Origin of the sequence: Vibrio misgurnus, assembly GCF_029635775.1 — a bacterium.
In the GTDB taxonomy this organism is placed as follows: domain Bacteria; phylum Pseudomonadota; class Gammaproteobacteria; order Enterobacterales; family Vibrionaceae; genus Vibrio; species Vibrio chanodichtyis.
Window position 1 is genome coordinate 461843 of sequence record NZ_CP113242.1, and the last position, 21965, is coordinate 483807.

Sequence of the window (21965 nt, forward strand, 5' to 3'; positions counted from 1 at the left end):
GATTTAACAACTTTGGTGAGCAACCATTTGCGTCCACAATAAAATCGCTGAGCTTGTGATCGTAAATAAACTTAGCGATCTAAAAACGACCATAGGATCGGCTGCTGTTTTTTGATCGCTCGCGATATCAAGCTCGGCCATAGTTGATTTAACCGCACTAACAGCTTCTCCGGCCAGCCCATCCACACGACCGCTTGCTCGCTGTCGATGATGCTGGCGACTTGCTCTGCCACCACGGCGGGCTCATCGCTGTGATTGCCTAAGTTTCGATTTAATTGCTGCACCATCGGACTATTTAAAGCCGTATTGGTCGCCCTTGGCGCAAGGTAGAGCACTTTTATGCCTGAGCCTTGTAGCTCACGATTCATCGCTTCACTAAAGCGGTGCAAACCGGCCTTCGCCGCACAATAAGCCGCGTAACCCGGATAACCAATCGCTGCAAAGCTCGAACCAATATTGATGATCAACTCCGGTTTACTGACCCACTGCAATGCCAGATGAGTGATCTGCATTGGCGTCAACAGATTGAGCATCATTTCATGCTGCCATGATGCCTGCGTGCGCCGTGCAAACAGGCAAAACTGATTGCTGCCCGCATTGTTAATAATCACTCCGATCCGTGGCTGAGATTGGTCTAGTTGCTGGATAAACTGTTGCAATTGCTCAATACCGGTTTGCTCAGTCAAATCGACACTCAATACTCGATGTTTTTCTGAGTTTGGTAGTGATTGATGCAGCCGCTCCAATTTTTGTCGATCGCGAGCCACTAAAATCAACCATGCGCCACGCACCGCTAAGCTATGCGCGATTTGTTCACCAATACCACCGGATGCTCCGGTGAGCAGTACATATTGCTGACCAATATTCATCATGAACTCCTAAGCCGAGATTTACTCAGCCAATCTGGTGAGCTGACGCAACATTTGACCATACAGTTCAAATACGCGATTGGCGGCATCAATGATCGCTTGCTGATCTTGTACTGCGGTGATTTTATCCATCAGCGCAGCAAAAAATCGAATATGGTCCTGATCGAGTTGACTATGGGAAGCGAGATAACTGATGGCATGATCTGGCAGTTTGAGCTGCTGCTTGACTAACTGAGCGATATTGCCGCCCACCGCCACACTCGTGCCTTCCAAGACCCACACCATCCCAAATAGACTCAATGGATTATGCCGATCAATTTGGTGATACAGATAAGCCACCATCAACTCAATCGGAAAGCCAACCTGCCCTTGAGCTTGGTTATGGCGTACCGCTTGCGCATCACCGCCACAGGCCTGAATATCATTGAGGATCCATTCCTGATGCCCTTTTTCTTCATCAATATAGTTTGCAATCGCGGTTCTGACCTCTTCATACTCTGCACTCAAGCGACCACCGCAGGCCATTAACAAGGGTACCGTATGTTTGACATGGTGATAGGCTTGGGTCAGAAAACGAATGTACAGATCAAGGCTAATGTTGCCCTGCGCACAAGCAGCAAACACCGGGGCTTGTAACATCTGCTGCTGGGCAACTTGGGTTTCTTGTTGTAAACGTTGGTAAAATCCACTCATGATCATTCTCCTAACCGTGACTAGGCGTGCCATTCACTGGCAGATACTGCCAATCAACATCGCCACTATTCAAACCGCTGCGCACAGTGCGCGACGCTTGCTCAATCAATCCGCGTTTAGGTCGACCATTGGCGGTTAACCAAGCTTGCCAAACGCTCGCTTGACTCACTAACAGGACACTTTGGATCTGCGCATAATCGGGCAAGTGACGATTAATCTGCTCGATACGCGCGGCTAAATCGGGCAATCGCCGATCAATCACCGCGGTAATGCCCCATTCATCATCCCCTACCACCACGACTCGGCACTCTGGCATCCAAACCTGCGCATGAGATTCAACCCATTCCGGCGCAATGTTGCGCCCAAACGGGGTAATAATGAGATTTTTTTTACGGCCAATAATCGCTAAAAAGCCGTGTTCATCGATCGTCGCAATATCACCGGTAGCCAGCCACTCATCGCTAAACGGCTCACCGATATAGCCTAATGCTTGGTTACCACGCACCAATAACTCACCATCGGCAGCAAATTGGATCTGTAAGTGGCCAAGTGGCTTACCACAACTACCAGGTTGGTTATGCTGCGGAGTATTCATACTCACTACCGAGGCGCATTCAGATAACCCGTAGCCTTCATACGCAGCAATCCCTAACTGACGGGCGGTATTAATCAGCTCACTCGCCACTCGCGCACCACCGACCGCTACCCACTGTAATGAAGCGGCTAAGCTCGGGGTTTGTTGCACCACCCGGATCAGTGCCACAAGCAGAGCAGGCGTTAACACTAAGCTTGCCGGCTGATAGCGCGCCAAAGCCTGAGCCAATTTCACTGGCGAAAATTGGCTCGAGCCCGCTAAACCGACTTCCTCACCAAACACCACCGTGACTGTCGCTCCTAGCAGGAGCGGCACATAAATCCCAGTGACATTTTCCAATAAGGTTGATAATGGCAGCATCACTAAATGCTGCTTAATTTGGCGATTCATCTGCTCAGCAATCGACAGGCTGACTCGCTCTAGATTTTGTTCACTCAAACACACCCCTTTCGGTGTACCGGTTGAGCCAGAAGTAAACGTCACTTTCTGAGTTTGCGCTAAGACCTGACTGGTACTCTCGGCTGGATAATACCAAGCAGAAAAACCCGCCAAACGCAGCGCGGCCAAGCCCAATTCAGGCCAATCGCCAACACACAGTTCAACATGTGCTTGCTTAAGTAAATGCGCAACCTGCTCAGCCGTAAAAAATGTCGGAACCGGCACCATGACTTTGTGTGCCGCCATTGCGGCTAAATCCAACACTACCCAATCGACACTGTTTTCGGCACGCAGGGCAATGCAATCAACCGGCAACTGCTGCAACTGGGAGACGGTTTGCTGCACTCGATCCAATAGTTGTGCGTAACTTAAACTCACCTTTTGCCGTGCGGCATTGTCGCCAACAAAAGCCAACTGATGAGGTTGGTGCTGAGCATTCTGGTGTAGTGCCTGAATAATTCGATTCATCATGCTTACTCATGCTTGTTTTTGCGTCACGGATAATTGATTTAACCGCGCACAACCTTGCAATAAATTACCGGCCAAAATACGAGGGCGATACTGATAGTAAGTGCCCCACACTTGGCTGGCGTTAGGAATACGCTCAGGGGAAGCTTGGGCGATTAAACTGGGTTGCAAGCCAAAGCGCCGCATTAGCGCATGCAGTGGATCGGTCGCGGTAAAAATGCACCACTCAAATCCCATCGCGACTAACTGCTGGGCGATCAGTTGAAAGTGATAGACCGAGAGACCACGCCCAAAAGAAGCAAGATGACCAAATTCAATCAATTTGCTGCGCGGGATTGCACAAGCAAAACGCTGGCTAAGGATTTGATCAGCCAGTTGATCCAGATACTGTTCCAAAAACAGCGGCTCTTGCTGAGCAATCCGAAATCCACATACCGATTTCATCTCATTTTGCTCCAACAGTGCCAAGTAAGCGGGCATATAGCTGGTCAGGTGCGCATCAAAGGCGCGTTGGTAACGCTCATGCACCAGATGAGTGGCCTCATGCCAACGAGCATGGTTAGCCGTGATGAGCTCTAATTGGAAATCAGATAGACAGGGTAAGTGTTTCATTGACGTTTTCCCTTTGCTTACTCGATAACTCAACAGTAAACGGCATAACTTAAGAATCCCTTAAGACCTAACCCAAAGTTTGAAAAAAATTAGTTAGTCGTGACTGCTATGCAACTAAGCATGGCAACGATATGCATAGAAAACAATTTATGTGGCAAGAATTTATGCCGTAATAAGGCATGTAGCGACGATACGTCTATGTCTAGAAACGATGCGTGCACCCACTATCTGCACAGAAGATAATGTGCCAAGTTTACAATTTACGAATAGGGGAAATGCTTATTTACAGTGTAAATTGGCCAGCAAGAGTAACAGTTCACCCCGCAGCGCTTGCTCAACCTGCCGCTTACCACTGAACTGAAATTGTTCAGCACATTCAGCCCAGCTCTTACGTTGTAAAATTTTGCTGATCAATAGCCCAGAAATGGGCAATTGCGCGGCTGGGGCGCAACTCAATAGCCAACTGAATAGCCAAACTGCGACACTTTCGTAATTGGATCCGCCATGCGCATAACACTCAATCAACGCTAAATTAGGCTGGGGATAATGTGTCAACTGACCAGTTGGTAATAGTTGCTGAACGATGGAGGGCTCTAGCGCGCGCAGTGTGTCACTGAGTTCAAAAATCCAATGGGCGCTGAACTGTTGTTGGGCTTGGGCAAGCCAAGTCAGGGATTCACCACGCACCATGAATAACGAATAACAGCCACTGGCTTGATCCCGCTGTGAGCCTAATTTAAGTGGCACGAATTGGTTGGCTAACCAAAATGGTAATAATTCATCGGTGACACCAAAACTGGTCGCGTAGTAATCCGCCTTGTGCTCTGCAATAAACTGACTCAACAGTTGCTGACCAATCCCCTGCCGTTGACCAGCCGGATGAACCGCAATGCGTAAAATTCGCCAGCAAGATTGACGGGCAGCCTCACGAATTCCGAGCTGATTCGCCAAGGTGACAGGCGCTAAATGCCCTTTCGGACGCCGCGTACCAAATTGGATTGCGTCAATTAATCGATCATCTAACTGCCCCTCCTGCACCGCAAGTAAACAACCAACACACTGCTGCTGTTGATACACCACGAACAGCGTCATCGCCTCATCATTGAGTAACGAGAACAGATCATTCGGAGAGGTTTGATAATGCGCGTTGACCAACAGTGAAAAAACTGACGCCAAACGTTGCGGCTGCTGAACGCATTCCGCGCGGGTTAAACGAGTAAAAGTTAACGCGGCACCAGCGTGATCACTGGTTAACTCTGGTAATTCGCTTTGCAACAAAAACGCTTGATTTTGCCACCGCTCAAGCTCATCGCCCATCGCCCAGCGAATCGGCTGATCAAGGTGGAGCGTGCGCATTTGTGGGCGTTGTTCGTGTAGCCATTTTTGAAATTTGAGTGAAAAACCACGCCCACACCCTTCATAACCATGAATGGTTGATGCAAATACCGTGCGGTGATATTGCTCAACCAAGCGTTGCAATAACGGCAATGGCAGCGCTGCTGCCTCATCAACCAAGAGTAGATCGCCCTTGGGGTGGGTGCGCAGCAATTCATCGGGGGCAATAAAACGCAAGCTTGATTGTTGCCACTGCAAATAACCACGTTTGCTCTCCGCCTGCGGCAAATAACGCTGCGCATGCAAAAATAGCGGTTCAACCGCGGCTAAAGCTGAAGCGGTAACCAAAATTTGTATCGGACGCGACTGCATCAATTGAGCTGCCGCCATCCCTAACGCACTGGTTTTGCCCCGTCCGCGATCGGCGGTCAGCAGCAAAGGCCGTTTACGGTGCCCAGTCACCACTTTGATAATTTGCTCAATGGCTAACGTTTGCTGTGGATAGCCACAGGTGGAGACTTGGGGCGGCAGCTTAGGTAAAGCAGGAACCGTATCTGGAGTGATCACCAATAAGCGATGGCACGCCTGCTCTAACCAAGCTCGCGCGGCACAATTGAGTGATGTAGCCTCGCCAATCATCACCAGTAAACCACCACCGACCAGCGTACCCAACGCCGCATTAAAGCTATTGGCATCCCAACCTTGCGATAAATCGACGATCAGCAGTTGGCACTCTTGTCCTAACCATTGCTGACCTTGCCGATAGTCGACCGCCATCACACCCTCTAGCTCAGTATCGCCTAACATCAAAATGGATGCGCCTGCAAACTGACCGACCAATGCCCCCAGTAAATGCTGTTGCCATTGGCGATCGCCACGTAGCCAACATCCAAAGCGAGTATGTGCTTGAGTGGCGAGTTGATGAAGTTGCAGTAAATAGGTAATTGGCTGAGTCATAACACGTGCGATCCCAAAATGATGCGCCATGTTAGCACAAGCCCTGCCAAACCACGTAACCTCTAAAACCCCCTGATTCAGCGAGGTAACTGATGTTGGCTAAAGGCAAAATATTTTTTCTTAACGACAAATTATATTTGCTTTATCCAGGTAAAAAATTCACTAATTATGCACTCTAACCTCAGCATTCGGCTGAACTTAAAAGGAATTAAAATGCAATGAAGACTTTGATTAAAGGATGGATATTTTCTGCCGTAATGGCTTGTAGTCAGGCCTATGCACAGCCAGTGCTGAACGTATATGCATGGGGTGGCTATTTACCAGAGCAGTCACTAACAGCGTTTCAGCAACAAGAAGGGGTGACTATTAACTATTCAACCTTTGAGAATAATGAGTCAATGTACACCAAACTCAAACTGCTCAAAGGCACAGGTTACGATGTGGTGTTTGCCTCTGCGTATTTTATCGAAAAAATGGCACGTGAAGGGCTACTGGCCAAAATCGATCATACGCAAATTCCGCATATGCAAGATACCTTACCAGCGTTACTGGGTCTGGCTCACGATCCCGACAACACCTATTCATTGCCCTACATTTGGGGAATTACCGCTCTTTACTACAATTCGGCCATGCTGCCGAATGGCATTACTCGGTGGGCTGATTTGTGGGATAAGCAATATCAACAACAAGTGATGCTGATTGATGATATGCGCGATGTGTTTGGGATGGCGTTAAAGCTCAATGGCTTTAGTGTCAATAGCCGCAATGAAGCAGAGATCGAACAAGCCTATCAATCACTGCTCGCGCTGAGAAATAATATACTGCTGTATAACTCAGATGCGCCACATGTGCCTTATGTCTCTGGTGAAGCAACGCTTGGTATGCAGTGGAACGGTAATGCTTACCAAGGCCAAGTAGAGATGCCGGAGCTCAAATTCGTGATGCCAGAAGAAGGTGCCGTGTTATGGATGGATAACTTCACCATCCCTGCTGGCAGCAAAAATATCCCATTGGCACACAAGTTTATCAACTTCATGTACCAACCGGAAAACCAAGCAGAAATCGTAAAAAGCCTAGGCTACGCTTCAGCAACCAAGGCTGGCCGAGCGCTGTTGCCACCAGAGTTACGTGATAATCCAACCATCTTCCCATCGGGCGCTGAGATGCAGAAAGGCGAATTTACTAATGATGTCGGCCCAGAAACTCTAGCGATCTACGAAAAATATTGGCAGCGGCTCAGAAATCAATAAAACCGCGTTAATCAATCCAAACGCTAATACGCATCAAGCCCGCATTACGCGGGCTTGATGGTTAACAACAGCGATTAATTCAGTTTGTGCTGCACAAAATCGAGAATTTCTTGCATCAGTTGATCATCCACTTTCTTCAAATTCAGCACTAAATTACTGCCTTTACGTGCATAGCTTGCACGGCCTTTAATCAACTCGACTTTCGGTGTTTCACTACGTTTCGGTGGTAACACATCTTGAATCCAACTCTCGATGGTTTCCGTCACCTCTTTGGTAATACGTGCCACCCCTTGTGCTTGTGAACGCTGCCAAACAAAACCATTTTCTTGATGGCATTTCGCCAGCAATTGTTGACGTTGGTTCTGATCCAACTCATTAAATTGCTTGTGCAATTTCACAATAGTAGGACGGCCTAACTCCACGACACTCGGGTAAGCTTGCAAAAGCTCCAGCGGTAATACTGCCGCTTTGAGTGCACCACTGACTAACGCTTCGCTGCACTGAAACATTTTGGCTAACGCTTTTTGATCTTCCGCTTCACCACTATCGAGTTTGGCCTGCATCTCTTTGCCTTTCTCGTAAAGTGACAAAGGCTTATGGGCATTGGCAACATCCGATAAAAATTTGGCATGTTCGGTATTAATGTTGTCGGCCACATAAATCAAAAACTCTTTGCCAGCCAAAATACAAGACATACGGCGACGGCTACCATCAAGCACTTCAATTTTGCCTTGCGCCGTTTTACGGCCTACCGCTGGATACTGCTGGCCTCGCTCACGCAAGGTGGTTAATACATCGGAAAGCGCATGTTCGGTCAAAAAGGCTTGTTCACGGGCATTTTGCGCAAATACCACGGTCTGATCCGCCACTTGGTCGGCGGCAATCCGCATTAATTCAAATGTGACCACCTCTTCTCCAGCCACCGCCAGCTCAATCAACTGAGCTTGTGCTTTAGCGGCCGATTGCGCTTCAGCCGGTGTAGTCGCTCGGCGTTTATCCGCTTTCCCAAACAGTTTTGCGTTCAGTTCAGAAGTTTTAATTGCCATTCGTTAGTTACCCCTGATTAAGTGAAGTCCAATGGGAATGAAGTACTCGCTCTAGCTCTAAAGCGCTTTTTTGCACCGCATCCTGCGCGGTGGCTAAGGTTTTTTTTCCGCCTTCAAAATCATTCACCGTCAAATCAAACACCGTGCTGTAGGTATCGGCACAAGTCTCAAATGCCCGGCTACGTGGAATGGTTGCCATCATCACCTGATCACCCAACAAATAGTTCATTTCGGTCAGGACCGAGACCTGCTTTTTGTTGTCATCTTCGAACATGGTCGGCATTAAACGGACAAACTCCAGCCCCTTCCAATCTTCAGGAAACATTTCATACACGGTCGGTAAATGCTGGAAGAAATTGACGGTCGATGCCCAATCGAGTCGTTTCGCAGCGCACGGGATCAATAACGCATTAGAGGCGTACATCGCGTTCCATACCAAGGGATCAACGTGTGGACCGGTATCGATCATGATGATGTCAAAATCATCCGCGATCTTATCGATCAGCTTCTCTTTCAATAGACGCACAATGTCTAGCGATTGATTTTGTGATAGGTATTGCCACGCTTCTGCGTTAAACATTGCATCTTCAGGAAACGCAGAAATGGTTTTCAAATTGGGATATTGAGTCGGCAACATGACATTTTTGCGTAGGAATTCGGCATCCACTTGCACACCCTCTGGCACGTTATCCAGCATAATGTCCACCGCAGAATAGATATTGGTATGCTCAGCCAAACTGATTTGTGGATTAAGAAATAGGCGCAATGAGCCTTGCGGATCCAAGTCAATCAGGCAAATTCGGTAGCGTTTATCCAAGTTCAGCGCTAAACAGGCCGCTAAATGTACCGCGGTCATTGACTTACCTGTACCACCTTTTTGGTTCTGTACATTAATCACCCACGGCTTGCTGTCATGGTTAATTTTGCGCTGATGAAATTTCGCCACTCCTGCCGCATCCATTAGCATATGCGCTTCAGAGAGAGTGATAGAGTAGTGGTTGGCATTATTTTTAGTAAATTGATGCCCCGCCTGTTCCACCTTCGCGATCGCTTCATCAAGCTTACGTCGAGTTAAGCCAGAACGTGTCTCCATCAGCGCTTTCGACATCGGCGGAAAATGCTCATCGCGGCGTTCCTCTAATACAATCTCAATCCGATCCGCTTGCACTTGCTGGGTTAGCTGTGCCAGTTGGTAGAGATTGTCTATCGTCTGTTCTCTTTTCATTGCCAATTTCCGTTTTTAGGGCTTAAAACCAATTGTACAGCACTAACAAACAAATACAATAAAAAGGTGAACATTGGATGATTAATCAAAATACTGCAAATATTACGATTAACAGAAAATTGATCACTAAGTGGCGATACCCAACCCAATTGAGCCGGAAGGGGATAAACCTTGAGCAAAATGAATCTTTTTCTAGACTGTAGGATTGCTCTAACAAAACCAAATATTAAAAATATTACAACGTCACTTATTTACAGTGTAAAACCAATCACCAAGCTTAACAGCGTTATCATACTACGGAACGATTAAATAACGCCGCTAACTTACGGTAAGTGCTGTTTTAACTACCCTCGACATCAGATCAGCGCTGAATCGCATAAAAATGCCCCTCGGCCGTTTCTGCTATCGATTACCGAAACGATGATCAAGAGCAGTATCATGATCATGCTTCCAAGGCTAATCGAGTCGATAGGAAACATGATCAAGAGGCTCATAGCGCTCAAATTGAATTGAAAAAGATCATCAATACAAGATCCTTTCATGGATCAATGATCAAGAGAGAGAGACCATCGGAAGCATGTAAAACTAAGATTAGTTTACGGTAGATGTCAGATAGAATAAGGCTTTGACCGGTGACAAGGGAAAATTTACGGATTTAACTGACCAACCACATCAAACGGATACTCAAACCAACAACCATGATCATGCTTTCAAGTACTGCTCTCACTACAGCGACATCGCGAATCAGCCAGATTACTGGTCAATCGAATGTTTAATTTCACCAATTGGGTCAAATTGGGTAAAATATTCAGCCACCTTGATCATCTTTCCGTGGCTAAAAACGCCGAATTTTCAGCAGAAGGTCAATCCATCACCGAGCATTCGATCCACACTGTGGATAAACTGTGTAGCGGCCTTGATCATGCTTGGCAGACTGCATTGATCATTGATACGACATCACGTTGATCATGCTTTAAGCATTAAATGATCATGCTTTCGATCTTACATTGATCATCCTTTCATAACCCTGATGATCATGCTTCTTGAAGTGAAAAAATAACTTATTTAAATAACAATGGGTTGCGTAAAAAATAGCAGCCGGATCATTAGATCACTCTAATCATAATTAATCATTTAAATCAAAAAGATCAGTTATTTAAAAACAATAAATTTTTCTTTATTTATGATCTTTTTTTCTTTATCCTCTTGGAACTATAGTGATATTACGGTAAGTGTGATACGGATCTAATCATGAGCTCAGAACAAAAACGCTTGATCAAATTGCCAAGAACTCACAAAGATGGCCATCTTTTTGAAGTTTCTGAAGCCGCAATTGACTGGATCGAACAGTATCAACACTTTAAAGGTGTCACCAAAAGTATCGTGGAATTATTAAACCTGATTTCACTGCGTGGCTTACGTAGCAAAGATGGTTTAGTGTCAACCACTGAATTGATTGATGCAACCGATGGACAATTAACCCGCGCTGCCATTCAGCAACGTTTAAGAGCCGCTGTCGCGATTGGGTTGTTTAAACAGATCCCAGTCCGTTTTGAAGAGGGATTAGCAGGCAAAACCATGCTGCATCGCTTTATCAATCCTAATCAATTGATCTCGGTATTAGGCTCGACCAGTTTAGTCACGGAAACCGTTAAGCAAAACGAAAAACAAAAACGCTCTAAGGCGTTAGCGCAAACTCAAGTTAACCAACGCTTACTGCACGAACATGGGCTTAATACGCCACCAGCCATGAAAGATGAAGCGGATCAATTTGTCGTATCACCGACCAACTGGGCCGGGATCATTGATCAAGCATTAGCGCCACCGCGTACTCGTAAAAGTTACCAAAAATCGATGGTCTCCATTTCAGGCACCCGCGCGGTGATTGAAACCCGATCGTCAAAAAACATTATGACCGTCGACGATATGATGACCTTGTTTGCTCTGTTTACTTTAACGGTGCAATATCATGATCATCACCAAGATGATTACCATTTCAGTGCTAAACAAGCGCCGAATAAAACCCCGCTTTATATCACTGACATTCTCGCTTTGCGCGGCAAAAAGGACAGTGGCCCTGCGCGTGACTCGATCCGCGATAGCATTGATCGGATCGAATTTACCGATTTTCAATTACATGAACTGACTGGGCGTTGGTTGAGTGAAAACATGCCTGAAGGGTTCAAAAGTGATCGTTTTCGCTTTCTCGCGCGCACCATTACCGCTTCTGAAGAAGCGCCCGTTGAAGGCAGTGATGGTGAGATCCGCATCAAGCCCAATCTCTATATCTTGGTTTGGGAGCCATCATTTTTTGAAGAGTTGCTGACTAGGGATTACTTCTTCCTGTTTCCACCGGAAATCTTGAAACAACACACGCTAGTGTTCCAACTCTATTCGTATTTTCGTAGCCGTATGTCACGTCGTCACTCGGATGTCATGCTGCTCAGCGAATTAAACCAAAAATTGGCCAGAAATATTGAGTGGCGTCGTTTCTCGATGGATCTGATCCGTGAATTGCGCCGTCTTTCCGAAGGGAAGGGGAGTGAGGATCTGTTTGTGGTCAACTTATGGGGTTATCACTTAACCGTCACAAGTGTCGCAGAGAAAGGCAAACTGATCGATTATCAAGTGGATATCAAGTGTGATGTGGAAGAGGTGCTGCGCTATTCACGAGCCAAAACTACCAATGCAGGCAAACGTAATATGGCGCCAACGTTACCGAACCCACTGCGTAATGAGCTGGTTTCCAAACAAAAATTGGCTGAACTGTCGAGTATTATTGATGGTGAGTTTGAGCCGATCCAGCGCAAAGCTCCCTCACCAAGAGGTCGCTTGGGGCGGCGGGTCAAACTGCGTAAACATCTGGTGGAGATCAATGCTGATGAGATTACTATTACCCTATCGCGCTATACCTCACCAGAAGCGCTAGAACGCAGTATAACCGCTTTAGCCGCGATGACTGGACATGCACCTTCATCAATCAAAGAAGAGTGCGTAGAGCTGATTGACAAGCTCGATTGGCTGCGAGTTGAAAACGAGGTGATCCAATATACGACCTTGAGCAAATTGTTGGAGTTGTATAATAGCCAGAATGAGCATAAGCACCTGTCGATTGAAAAGCTAATTGCCGGGTTAGCTGTACGGCGTAAAGTGTGTAAAGCCGTACAAGAAGGGCATCTCGATCCGACCCTTTTCCGTGCTTTGGATGAGATGGCGGCGGAAGTTTGAGTGATGATCAGCTGTGCTAATGCTGATTTTGTGACCAAACGCTGACAAAAGATTGACATCTCACTCCAGTGGCATGAATAAACTGCTTAACGAATAGACAACCTTTTGCCCATCCGACGGATTATCGATTGGCTTAACTATCTTAGTTTTAGCGAGTTTTAATAACTCGCTATTTTTTTTGTCTATCATCTGGCTCGCCGCGAGATTTCAGTGCGATTGCGGCAGATCCGTTTTGCGATCATCCCTTGATCATGGTTCCAGCTAGCCAGCTCGTGATTGCCATCGGGTATGTGTCAATCATCCAGCGACCTGGTCAAGTTGAGCGTGACAAAACAATCCCCCGGGTTGGGTCCGACCAGCGTTTGATCAAGCAAATGGCTCAACTCGTGCCATAATCACAATACCGATGAAATTGACTTAACAAAGCCAAGCTCCTTTGTTACAGATAAGGGGCTGTTAGCATGGTTTTTCGGAGGTATTTATGTCGATCAATTCAATTGACCATGATGATATGACCCATATTGCCAATCAATGGGATCCCAGTGAAGAGATGGAGTTACTGCGCCCAAGCAAAAATGTGAAGTCGGCACAGGCTCGTCGCCGTATCGAAACGTTGCGTGAAATCCGCGAAAGTGGGCTGACAATTGAGGAAGCCAAACAACTAGGACTGCTGCATTAGCCTCATCGCTCCAAGCTATCGATTCAGGGTGGCCTTAAGTCACCCTGGGTTATTTTTTTGTCGCTTCTGTTGATTTTGCGCAGCCAAAGCTACATTTTGACTCTTAATTTTCCGCGTTCCTATGTTATATTTCATCTCACGATTTTATTGATTGTAGGCTTACTAATGTCTTTCAACCTTGCATTACTGACTGCAGAAGAAAAAAACAAAGTAGAACTTGATAAACAAGCTTCTTTCCTTGTTTGGCGACTTAAGCAGGTAAAATCAGGACCGGAAGAGATCACTAAGCAGATAGCCAAGCTTACTGCGGAAAGCGAAAAGCAGTGGTTTCAACAGTCGATAGACAAGTACAAAAGAGTGATGGGCGTTGCGTAGCGCCTCGTGCTCAGTAGGTGGCAAATTGCAAACCGCAAGCCTTCTGCTAAAATCCGTCGCAACAAATTGAATTAGAGAGAACATCCCAATGGGAAGAAGTTTTGAAGTGCGCAAAGCCTCAATGGCGAAAACTCAAGGCGCAAAAATTAAAGTTTACTCAAAATACGGTAAAGAGATTTACGTTTGTGCGAAAAACGGTGGTACTGATCCGGATATGAACTTATCGCTGCGTCATCTGATCACCAAAGCCAAAAAAGACCAAGTACCGGCACACGTGATTGAAAAAGCGCTGGATAAAGCCAGCGGTGGTGCCGGCGAAGATTACCAACCAGCGCGTTATGAAGGTTTTGGTCCTGGCGGTGCAAGTGTGATTGTTGACTGTTTATCAGATAACGGTAACCGTACTTACCAAGATGTGCGCCAATGTTTTGTTAAAACCGGCGCGAAAATTGGTACACCGGGTGTGGTTGCGCACATGTTTGACCACCAAGCAGTTTTCCAATTCCAAGGCGATGATGAGGAAGCGATCCTCGAAGCGCTAATGATGGCGGATGCGGAAGTTACCGACATTGAGCTGGAAGAGGGTGTGATCACCGTGTTTGCACCGAACACTGAGTTCTTCAAAGTCAAAACTGCCTTGAATGAAGCATTCCCAGATCTGACGCTGGATGTGGAAGAGATCACTTTCGTGCCACAAACGCGCACTGTGGTGAGTGGTGAAGATGCAGAAAAATTCCAGAAATTTCTTGATATGCTGGATGACTGCGACGATGTACAGCAAGTCTACCACAACGCGGATATCGAATAAGCGTTACTCAAAAAGCCGAGCGAAAGCTCGGTTTTTTCTTTTAGGATCAAAAAAACAATAAGGATAACAAGATGAAAGTCAGTTTTATTGGTTTGGGGGTGATGGGCTATCCGATGGCTGGTCATCTGCAAAAGGCCGGATTTGAGGTCACGGTGTTTAACCGTAATACAGCCAAAGCCGTGGAGTGGAGCAAACAATTTGCTGGCCAGTATGCAACCAGTATTGCGCAGTGTGTGGCGGATGCCGATGTGGTGCTGACTTGTGTGGGCAATGATGACGATGTGCGCAGTGTGACCACGGCGGCCAGTGGTGCGTTAGCCGCGATGAAAGCCGGTGCGGTGTTGATTGATCACACCACAACTTCGGCTACGCTGGCACAAGAGTTAGCCACCGCTTGTCAGCAAGCGGATGTGCGCTTTATGGATGCGCCGGTTTCTGGTGGGCAAGCGGGGGCGGAAAATGGCGTGCTGACCATTATGTGTGGTGGTGAGCCGGCACTGTTTGAGCAAATGCAGCCGATTTTTGCCGCTTACGGACGTTCTTCGGTTTTGATGGGAGCCGCAGGGCAGGGGCAGCGCGCTAAGATGGTCAACCAGATTTGTATTGCTGGGGTACTTAATGGCTTATCAGAAGGGCTGATCTTAGCCGAGCAAGCCGGGCTGGATATCCCCAATCTGGTCGCTTGTTTGAAAAATGGCGCCGCGGGCTCTTGGCAAATGGAAAACCGTGCGGTGACTATGAGCCAAGACAAATTTGATTTTGGGTTTGCGATTGATTGGATGATCAAAGATTTGGGCTTTTGTATTGATGAAGCGGCACAACTGGGCGTGAAGTTACCGATGACTGAAAGTACGCTCGCTGCTTATCAACAACTTTCCCAGCAAGGACTAGGGCGGATGGATACCTCAGTGCTGATTAAGGCCAGCCAATAGTCAGCGAATTTACACTGTAAACAATCGCAACTCTTCGTGGTGTGCGCTATTTATTCTGTGACATTTGGCCAGTTTGATACTGTGGAAGGGCTTGATAGGGTAATCTGCCGCGCCAATAAGCCAGATTATGTTGGCTAGGTGGAAAGTTGTCGGAGTATAACTCACAACTGCGTGCTATACTCTGCGCCCTTTCTGTTCGATAGAGCGACCATCATGAACCTTAAAACTGATATTCAACAACTTAACAATCGCATCGATACTTGCCGCCGTAAGCTGGATGCCGCAAAAACTCGTGCCGATTCGGAGATGGTCAGCAAGTTCACCGACGAATTAGAAACCTTAACCAAACGACTCAACAGCGTTAAAGGTAAGCAAGATTACGATCTCAATAAGATGCGTAAGGCGATTGCCGATATGCCGTTTTCACGTGAGCTGACTAAGCTTGAGCAAGCGGATCTTGGTAAGCTGAAAAAATCGGTTAAAGGTTTGGTGATTGTTCACCCGACCACCAAAATTGGTAAAGCGTTACAAGTGGCGGTGATGACCGGTTTTGCTCCTAAGCCGTTCTAAGCCTGCGGTTTTTTTTTGAATTTAAAGCGCCAGCATTTGCTGGCGCTTTGCTATTGGGCTTACCGGCTCAGTAACCCATTAATTGCAGCAGTTGCTCTGCGGTTTGCACCGCCTCTTTACGATTGGCGATATTGAGCTTTTGATACAAGTTACGAATGTGGGTTTTAATCGTGGTGCCAGCTACATCTAGTTCATGAGCGATCTGTTCATTGCTGAAACCGGAGTAGATCAGACCGAGTACTTGCCATTCACGCTGGGTGAGTGGGCTAGTGCGCACCAGTTCCGGAATGTTCGGGTGATTAACCAGATTCTCGACAAACTCCTCATCAAAATGTACCGAACGACTACGCTGAGTGGTGGAAATCTCTTTGAGTAGCAGATGGGCACGATGGCGTTCTAAATCACCCAATTCGCCTTTCTGAACCAGTTTTTCCAGCAAATGGCCAATTTGGGCACCATCGATCAGAAAATTGCCAATCATACCGGTCTGATTGGTGAGGCGTAGCGCTTGTTTTAGCTTGTCGCAAGCGAGTGGGTTATCGCCTTGAGTGCTGGCCAGTAAGGCTTGCACAATCAAGTTACGGTTCATATCGGTGACCAATTGATACTGTTCAGCTTGTTCTTGAATAAAGCTGAGAGTGGTATGTGCCTCGTTGAGTTCACCGAGTTGAATCTGTGCGCGAGCGATATTGCGCCACTGCAACTGAGAAAAATGGTTGCAGGCTTGTGCTGGGCGAATACTGGATTGTAGCCATTGGCGGATTTCGCTGTGGTTCTCTTTGGCTTGCCAATAGAGCAGTAAAGAGAGCGATGCGTTGGCTGTCCAATCAACATGATAAGTAGATTGTTTCAGCAGATGTTGGATTTGCTCAATAAACCGTCCTGCTTTGTCCAGCTCACCACGGCCAATCGCAATTCTGGCTAGCATCGAATAGCTGTGTAGGTGCTTACTTTGCGCGTGGTTATCTAGCACAGTGAGTCCTTGATAAGCAGCTTGTTCCGCCTCCTCTAAGCGGTTCCAACACCATAAAATTTGTGCGCGGATGCGTAATAAAAACTCATGCAGTGGTACTTGGTGCAGTTGCTGCTCTTCAATCAATTTAAACGCGTTATCTTGCACTTCATAAGCGGCTTGTACATAACCTTGTGCCAGCAAAATTTCGCTTTGTTGCAACAAAGCCCACAATGCCTGGTGATAAACTTGATATTGACGCGCCAGTTTTTCGGTCTGCTGCATCATGGAAAGCGCCCGGCTCAAATGGCCCAACACATGATTCACTTCACCGACCACTGAAGTGGCCACAATACGGCTACGATAGGTGGTGTGATCCAGTTGGCTCAAAGCCAGCTCGGCCAATTCTAATGCTTTTTCCGGCTCATTTTGGTTGATCGCCACTTGTGCGCGCAGTGCGTTAAACTCGCCTTGTTCTTTGGTGGAAAGTTTGACATTAAGCGCGGTCATCTCATTGGCGGCTTTCGCCAATAAAGCTCCTACATCATTATAACGGTGCTGACTTTGGGCGAGCCAAGCTTGCAGCATGCACAGTTTCGGCTCCCGATACAGCTGGCTTGGGGAGAGTTGATTAATGGCGGATTCCAGCACTTCTAGCTCGCCTTGGTTAAACATCTTCCAACCAAATTGGCTCAAAATACTGGCCAATAGTTCGCTATCTTGTGCTAAATGCGCATGACGCAAAGCTTGATGAGGGGTAGCTGCGTTTAACCAAGCTTTGGCCGCCGCGCGTTGTAAATCTTGCTCTTGCTGCGGAACGCGAGCTTGGCGTTGATGGGCCAAAAATTCGGCAAATAAGTTATGGAAGCGATACCAGTTGTTTTCTCCCTCTAAGGGCGAAATAAACAAGCCAAAGCGATTGAGTGATTCAATCATCGCCAGCGCATCATCACGTCCGGTGAGGCTACTCACCAAGGCATCGTCGAAGTGATCTAGGACGGAGCATTGCATTAAGAAATAGCGGGTTTCGTCATCGAGCAGATCGAACACTTCTTCGACCAAATAATCCCACAAATGAGAGTGATTAAAGTGTGCCACTGATTCAACAGTTTGCGCGAGCGTGCGCTGTTGGTGCTGAGCTTGGAGCGCGATTAATTGAAGTGCCGATGGCCAGCCTTCTACGTAGTCACGCAGATGGGTGGCTGTCAGTGTATCAATCCCATCGGCCACGCGTTGATTGAAAAAGCGCGTGGTTTCTTCGGTATCAAAGGCCAACAGTTCATTGCCAATCTCAATCATTAAGTCGCGTACGCGCAGATTGGCAGTGCCTAGCGGTGGAGTGGAACGGCTAGTAACCACGAGCGTTAAATTATCGGGCATGTGCTTGAGGAAAAAGCGCATCGCTTCATGAATGGTTTCATCACTGATTAAGTGATAGTCATCCAGCACTACATAACATTCATTGTGGTAATCGGCCAGTTCGGAAAACACTTCACTAAACAGTGAATGCAGCGAGGAGAATTGACGTTTCTCGGCTAATTTTTGGGCATTGGGGCAGGCATTATGGCTAGCTTTGTTGATTGCTTGCAGCAGATAGTTGATAAATCGAAACGGGTCGTTATCACTCTCATCAATGCTGTACCAACCGACATTCGGTTTATCCGACAACCACTGCGCGGCCATGGTGGTCTTGCCATAACCGGCTGGGGAGCGAAATAGCACTAATTTATAGCAGGTAGCGTGTTGCAATAAGTCCAGAACACGGGGGCGAACGATCGCATTATGCAAGCGTCCTGGGCGAGTTAACTTCGAAGGGATCCACATCTTCTTTCTCTCGTCTATTTACTACCAGAGCTTCATGCTCTTGGGGCAGATCATGTTCAGTGATCTGCGGGTGGGAGAGGTGAGTACGCGAGGCATATCACACTCAGATAGAGCGATGTTACTTGAAGTTATTCGGTGCGTTGATTGAGCCATGCTGAGTTTTTCGTGTTGTTCACGTTTTAGAGTTAACTACGCCCTAGATTTGTGAGTGTTATCACTAATTATACTTATCTGGCATCCGATTATTGGCTCATCCCCTACCTAATCTGCTGAAAAAATCGGTAATAACGAAGAGTTTATTGCGATCTATTTCACATAGTGAGTAATTGTTCAACAATCGAACAGCCAAACTTTTATTAAGCCTAACTATGGTTAATCAGTTGGAGGTGTGATCCGAATCACCGCTAGCGGTGATTCAGTTGCCGATTGATGCGATTCAGATCACTCACCACAGAAGACTGCGCCTCTACGCCTTGTTATCTCCTCCTAATTGGCCAGAAAAATAGGAGGATGTTTTGTGTACGTCATCAAGGCAGGATAGGGATCAGATGAATTAGAACCATAACCTGAGATTTCACAATGAAACCTACTCAACAGAAACAGTTTGACAAGAAGTTGTTCCAAGCCAACGTGAAGCGCCATTTGAGCGCGACTTACGCGACAACCGTGGAGCAGGCTTCTGCACGTGCTTGGTACTTAGCCATGGGACGCGCTTTGGCTGAATTTACTACCTTTGATCTGCTACAAACCGAGCAAGATCCACGCATCCTCAACAGCAAAGGTCTTAACTACCTATCGTTAGAATTTTTGATTGGCCGCTTAACCGGTAATAATTTGATCAGTATGGGCGTGTATGAAGCCGTGACCGAAGCGATGGGCGAGCTGGGACAAAACCTGACCGATCTACTGGAAGAAGAGCGCGATCCTTCTTTGGGTAATGGTGGCTTAGGCCGTCTGGCGGCCTGTTTTATGGACTCTTGCGCTGCGCAAGAGTACCCGACCGTGGGTTATGGTTTGCATTATGAATATGGTCTGTTTAAGCAGTCATTTGAACAGGGCCATCAGCAAGAAGCACCGGATGCTTGGTGTGGTGTGGAAGGCTACCCTTGGGAAGTCGCTCGCCCAGAATTAAAGCAAGAAATTGGTTTTTATGGTCACGTAGAAGTGATCAATCACAATGGTAAAGAGCAGCGCCGCTGGGTACCGGGCATGTTAGTACAAGCCATGCCATGGGATTTACCGATTGTTGGTTACCAAAGTAATACGGTTTATCCGCTGCGTTTATGGGAATGTCGTGCGATTGCACCGTTCTCGCTGGCCAGCTTTAACAATGGTGATTATTTTGAAGCGCAGCACGCATTGATCGATGCTGGTAACATCACCAAAGTGTTGTATCCGAATGATAACCATGAAAAAGGCAAAACTCTGCGTTTGATGCAGCAGTATTTCCACAGTGCCGCTTCGATCCACGATATTTTGCGTCGCCATGAGGCCGCAGGTCATGCGTTGGTTGATCTGCCTAAATATCAAACCATCCAGTTGAATGATACTCACCCGACCATCTCGATCCCTGAGTTGATGCGTATTTTGATTGATGAAAAGCAATTATCGTGGGAAGCCGCGTGGGCAATCTGTTCCAAAACCTTCGCTTACACCAACCACACCTTGTTGCCTGAAGCCTTAGAAACATGGAGTGAGTCGCTGATCCAACGTCTATTGCCACGGCATATGGAGATCATTTACGAGATCAACCATCGCTTCTTGCAAGATGTGCGCGCTAAGTGGCCGGGTGATGTCGCGAAACAGCAAAAGCTGTCGATCATTGAAGAAGGTTTCCATCGCATGGTGCGCATGGCCAACTTATGTGTGGTGGGATCCTATGCGGTCAATGGCGTAGCGGCACTGCACTCTGAATTGGTCAAGCGTGATCTGTTCCCTGAATTTGTCGATCTGTATCCGGGTAAAATTCAAAATGTGACCAACGGTATTACCCCTCGCCGCTGGCTGAAGTTCTGTAACCCAGGCTTATCTGCGCTGATTTCGGAAAAAATTGGCCATGAGTGGCCAGCTAAATTGGATCAATTGAGCAAAGTGGCGCAGTACGCGGAAGATGCCGCATTCCAGAAACGCTTTATGGAAGTGAAAAAAGCCAATAAGGTGCGTCTGGCAGAGTGGGTGAAAGATCACATGGATATCGAACTCGATACGAATGCGATCTTCGATGTACAAATCAAACGTCTGCATGAGTACAAACGTCAGCACCTCAATATGCTGCATATCCTGTCGCTCTATCATCGTTTGATCAATGATCCAAGCTTCGATATGCATCCACGCGTGGTGTTCTTCGCCGCGAAAGCAGCGCCGGGTTACCACCTTGCCAAAGAGATCATTTACGCGCTCAACATGATCGCGCACAAAGTGAATAACGATCCGCGAATTGGCAACAAACTCAAAGTGGTGTTCATTCCGGATTATCGAGTAAGCATGGCCGAAATCATTATTCCGGCGGCGGATGTTTCGGAGCAAATCTCGACAGCAGGTAAAGAAGCATCGGGTACCGGCAACATGAAGATGGCGCTTAATGGGGCGTTAACCATCGGTACTATGGATGGTGCAAACGTTGAGATCCGTGAAGAAGTCGGTGATGACAACATCTATATCTTTGGTCTGGAAGTCGATGGTGTAGAAGCGCTGAAAGCGCGTGGTTATAACCCATTTGATTTCTACCATGCTGATCCATTGCTCAAAGCCTCGGTTGATTTACTGCTTGGTGATGAGTTCACTCCTGGCGAGCCTGGTAAGCTGCGTGCAACTTATGACAGCTTACTCAATGGTGGCGATCCTTATTTGGTACTGGCGGATTTTGCTTCTTACGTGACTGCGCAGACGGCAATTGATAAACAGTATCGTGATCAAGCTGGCTGGGCTAAGAAAGCGATTCTGAATACCGCGCTAGTCGGTAAATTCAGCTCCGACCGTAGTATCCGCGATTATGTGAATAACATTTGGCAATTGAACGCCGTCGCGCGTTAAGCCCTTTGGGTGGGGCTGGTTTTTACAGTCCCACCTTTTATTACCTTACCCTACATGGAAGTGGAAAGTTGTCCCT

Annotated in this window: 17 protein-coding genes; 9 read left to right on the plus strand and 8 right to left on the minus strand. The window is 47.1% G+C overall.

Annotation, left to right across the window (positions count from 1 at the left end; genetic code table 11):
- Positions 1–71 precede the first annotated feature (71 nt).
- From OOK74_RS13860 to OOK74_RS13880, 5 genes are all read right to left on the minus strand, one after another.
- Positions 72–869 (minus strand): SDR family oxidoreductase, encoded by a 798-nt coding sequence (locus OOK74_RS13860; RefSeq protein WP_278183612.1) that lies wholly within the window; start codon positions 867–869, stop codon positions 72–74.
- 21 nt (positions 870–890) lie between these two features.
- Complete coding sequence (locus OOK74_RS13865) at positions 891–1562, minus strand: iron-containing redox enzyme family protein (protein ID WP_274721654.1); 672 nt, start codon at positions 1560–1562, stop codon at positions 891–893.
- A gap of 10 nt (positions 1563–1572) precedes the next feature.
- Positions 1573–3063: an AMP-binding protein gene (locus tag OOK74_RS13870; RefSeq protein WP_278183613.1), complete on the minus strand. Its 1491-nt coding sequence runs from the start codon at positions 3061–3063 to the stop codon at positions 1573–1575.
- A gap of 9 nt (positions 3064–3072) precedes the next feature.
- Positions 3073–3675: a thermostable hemolysin gene (locus tag OOK74_RS13875; RefSeq protein ID WP_278183324.1), complete on the minus strand. Its 603-nt coding sequence runs from the start codon at positions 3673–3675 to the stop codon at positions 3073–3075.
- Between the two features lie 279 nt (positions 3676–3954).
- Positions 3955–5967 carry a GNAT family N-acetyltransferase gene (locus OOK74_RS13880; RefSeq protein ID WP_278183325.1) on the minus strand — a complete coding sequence of 671 codons (2013 nt, stop codon included), beginning with the start codon at positions 5965–5967 and terminating at the stop codon, positions 3955–3957.
- A 218-nt stretch (positions 5968–6185) separates the two neighbouring features.
- On the opposite strand from OOK74_RS13880, the gene OOK74_RS13885 reads away from it, so the two are divergent.
- Entirely contained in the window at positions 6186–7217 is a 1032-nt protein-coding gene (locus OOK74_RS13885) for an ABC transporter substrate-binding protein (RefSeq protein ID WP_278183326.1), read from the plus strand.
- Positions 7218–7291: 74 nt separating this feature from the next.
- Here the strand turns inward: OOK74_RS13885 and OOK74_RS13890 are convergent, their stop codons facing one another.
- Together OOK74_RS13890 and OOK74_RS13895 are read right to left on the minus strand one after the other, a co-directional pair.
- Positions 7292–8263 carry a ParB/RepB/Spo0J family partition protein gene (locus OOK74_RS13890; RefSeq protein ID WP_277206407.1) on the minus strand — a complete coding sequence of 324 codons (972 nt, stop codon included), beginning with the start codon at positions 8261–8263 and terminating at the stop codon, positions 7292–7294.
- Between the two features lie 7 nt (positions 8264–8270).
- Positions 8271–9488 carry a ParA family protein gene (locus tag OOK74_RS13895; RefSeq protein WP_274721659.1) on the minus strand — a complete coding sequence of 406 codons (1218 nt, stop codon included), beginning with the start codon at positions 9486–9488 and terminating at the stop codon, positions 8271–8273.
- A 768-nt stretch (positions 9489–10256) separates the two neighbouring features.
- Here OOK74_RS13895 and OOK74_RS13900 point away from each other — a divergent pair.
- From OOK74_RS13900 to OOK74_RS13930, 7 genes are all read left to right on the plus strand, one after another.
- Positions 10257–10454, plus strand: a complete 198-nt coding sequence (locus tag OOK74_RS13900; protein ID WP_278183327.1) for a hypothetical protein — start codon at positions 10257–10259, stop codon at positions 10452–10454.
- Between the two features lie 285 nt (positions 10455–10739).
- Positions 10740–12716 (plus strand): replication initiator protein RctB domain-containing protein, encoded by a 1977-nt coding sequence (locus tag OOK74_RS13905; RefSeq protein WP_278183328.1) that lies wholly within the window; start codon positions 10740–10742, stop codon positions 12714–12716.
- 481 nt (positions 12717–13197) lie between these two features.
- Positions 13198–13395, plus strand: coding sequence for a PA3496 family putative envelope integrity protein (locus OOK74_RS13910; protein ID WP_274721662.1), 198 nt, complete (start codon positions 13198–13200; stop codon positions 13393–13395).
- A 165-nt stretch (positions 13396–13560) separates the two neighbouring features.
- The gene (locus OOK74_RS13915; protein ID WP_274721663.1) at positions 13561–13770 is read left to right on the plus strand and encodes a DUF3283 family protein; all 210 of its coding nucleotides are present in this window, start codon (positions 13561–13563) and stop codon (positions 13768–13770) included.
- Between the two features lie 88 nt (positions 13771–13858).
- Entirely contained in the window at positions 13859–14578 is a 720-nt protein-coding gene (locus tag OOK74_RS13920) for a YebC/PmpR family DNA-binding transcriptional regulator (RefSeq protein WP_166015220.1), read from the plus strand.
- 71 nt (positions 14579–14649) lie between these two features.
- Positions 14650–15510, plus strand: coding sequence for an NAD(P)-dependent oxidoreductase (locus OOK74_RS13925; RefSeq protein ID WP_274721664.1), 861 nt, complete (start codon positions 14650–14652; stop codon positions 15508–15510).
- 213 nt (positions 15511–15723) lie between these two features.
- Complete coding sequence (locus OOK74_RS13930) at positions 15724–16080, plus strand: YibL family ribosome-associated protein (RefSeq protein ID WP_278183329.1); 357 nt, start codon at positions 15724–15726, stop codon at positions 16078–16080.
- Positions 16081–16147: 67 nt separating this feature from the next.
- Here the strand turns inward: OOK74_RS13930 and malT are convergent, their stop codons facing one another.
- A complete protein-coding gene (gene malT, locus OOK74_RS13935; protein ID WP_274721665.1) occupies positions 16148–18856 on the minus strand; it encodes an HTH-type transcriptional regulator MalT in 2709 nt (902 codons plus the stop codon).
- A gap of 579 nt (positions 18857–19435) precedes the next feature.
- Here malT and OOK74_RS13940 point away from each other — a divergent pair.
- A complete protein-coding gene (locus OOK74_RS13940; RefSeq protein WP_277206411.1) occupies positions 19436–21889 on the plus strand; it encodes a glycogen/starch/alpha-glucan phosphorylase in 2454 nt (817 codons plus the stop codon).
- Positions 21890–21965 lie beyond the last annotated feature (76 nt).

Excerpts from the sequence above, each read along its gene's own strand:
- OOK74_RS13865 (WP_274721654.1), bottom strand. The coding sequence starts at position 1,562 with ATGAGTGGATTTTACCAACGTTTACAACAAGAAACCCAAGTTGCCCAG.
- OOK74_RS13940 (WP_277206411.1), top strand. The coding sequence starts at position 19,436 with ATGAAACCTACTCAACAGAAACAGTTTGACAAGAAGTTGTTCCAAGCC.
- OOK74_RS13920 (WP_166015220.1), top strand. The coding sequence starts at position 13,859 with ATGGGAAGAAGTTTTGAAGTGCGCAAAGCCTCAATGGCGAAAACTCAA.
- OOK74_RS13860 (WP_278183612.1), bottom strand. The coding sequence starts at position 869 with ATGAATATTGGTCAGCAATATGTACTGCTCACCGGAGCATCCGGTGGT.
- OOK74_RS13895 (WP_274721659.1), bottom strand. The coding sequence starts at position 9,488 with ATGAAAAGAGAACAGACGATAGACAATCTCTACCAACTGGCACAGCTA.
- OOK74_RS13915 (WP_274721663.1), top strand. The coding sequence starts at position 13,561 with ATGTCTTTCAACCTTGCATTACTGACTGCAGAAGAAAAAAACAAAGTA.
- OOK74_RS13870 (WP_278183613.1), bottom strand. The coding sequence starts at position 3,063 with ATGAATCGAATTATTCAGGCACTACACCAGAATGCTCAGCACCAACCT.
- OOK74_RS13890 (WP_277206407.1), bottom strand. The coding sequence starts at position 8,263 with ATGGCAATTAAAACTTCTGAACTGAACGCAAAACTGTTTGGGAAAGCG.
- OOK74_RS13930 (WP_278183329.1), top strand. The coding sequence starts at position 15,724 with ATGAACCTTAAAACTGATATTCAACAACTTAACAATCGCATCGATACT.
- OOK74_RS13900 (WP_278183327.1), top strand. The coding sequence starts at position 10,257 with ATGTTTAATTTCACCAATTGGGTCAAATTGGGTAAAATATTCAGCCAC.
- OOK74_RS13925 (WP_274721664.1), top strand. The coding sequence starts at position 14,650 with ATGAAAGTCAGTTTTATTGGTTTGGGGGTGATGGGCTATCCGATGGCT.
- OOK74_RS13885 (WP_278183326.1), top strand. The coding sequence starts at position 6,186 with ATGAAGACTTTGATTAAAGGATGGATATTTTCTGCCGTAATGGCTTGT.
- OOK74_RS13875 (WP_278183324.1), bottom strand. The coding sequence starts at position 3,675 with ATGAAACACTTACCCTGTCTATCTGATTTCCAATTAGAGCTCATCACG.
- malT (WP_274721665.1), bottom strand. The coding sequence starts at position 18,856 with ATGTGGATCCCTTCGAAGTTAACTCGCCCAGGACGCTTGCATAATGCG.
- OOK74_RS13905 (WP_278183328.1), top strand. The coding sequence starts at position 10,740 with ATGAGCTCAGAACAAAAACGCTTGATCAAATTGCCAAGAACTCACAAA.
- OOK74_RS13880 (WP_278183325.1), bottom strand. The coding sequence starts at position 5,967 with ATGACTCAGCCAATTACCTATTTACTGCAACTTCATCAACTCGCCACT.
- OOK74_RS13910 (WP_274721662.1), top strand. The coding sequence starts at position 13,198 with ATGTCGATCAATTCAATTGACCATGATGATATGACCCATATTGCCAAT.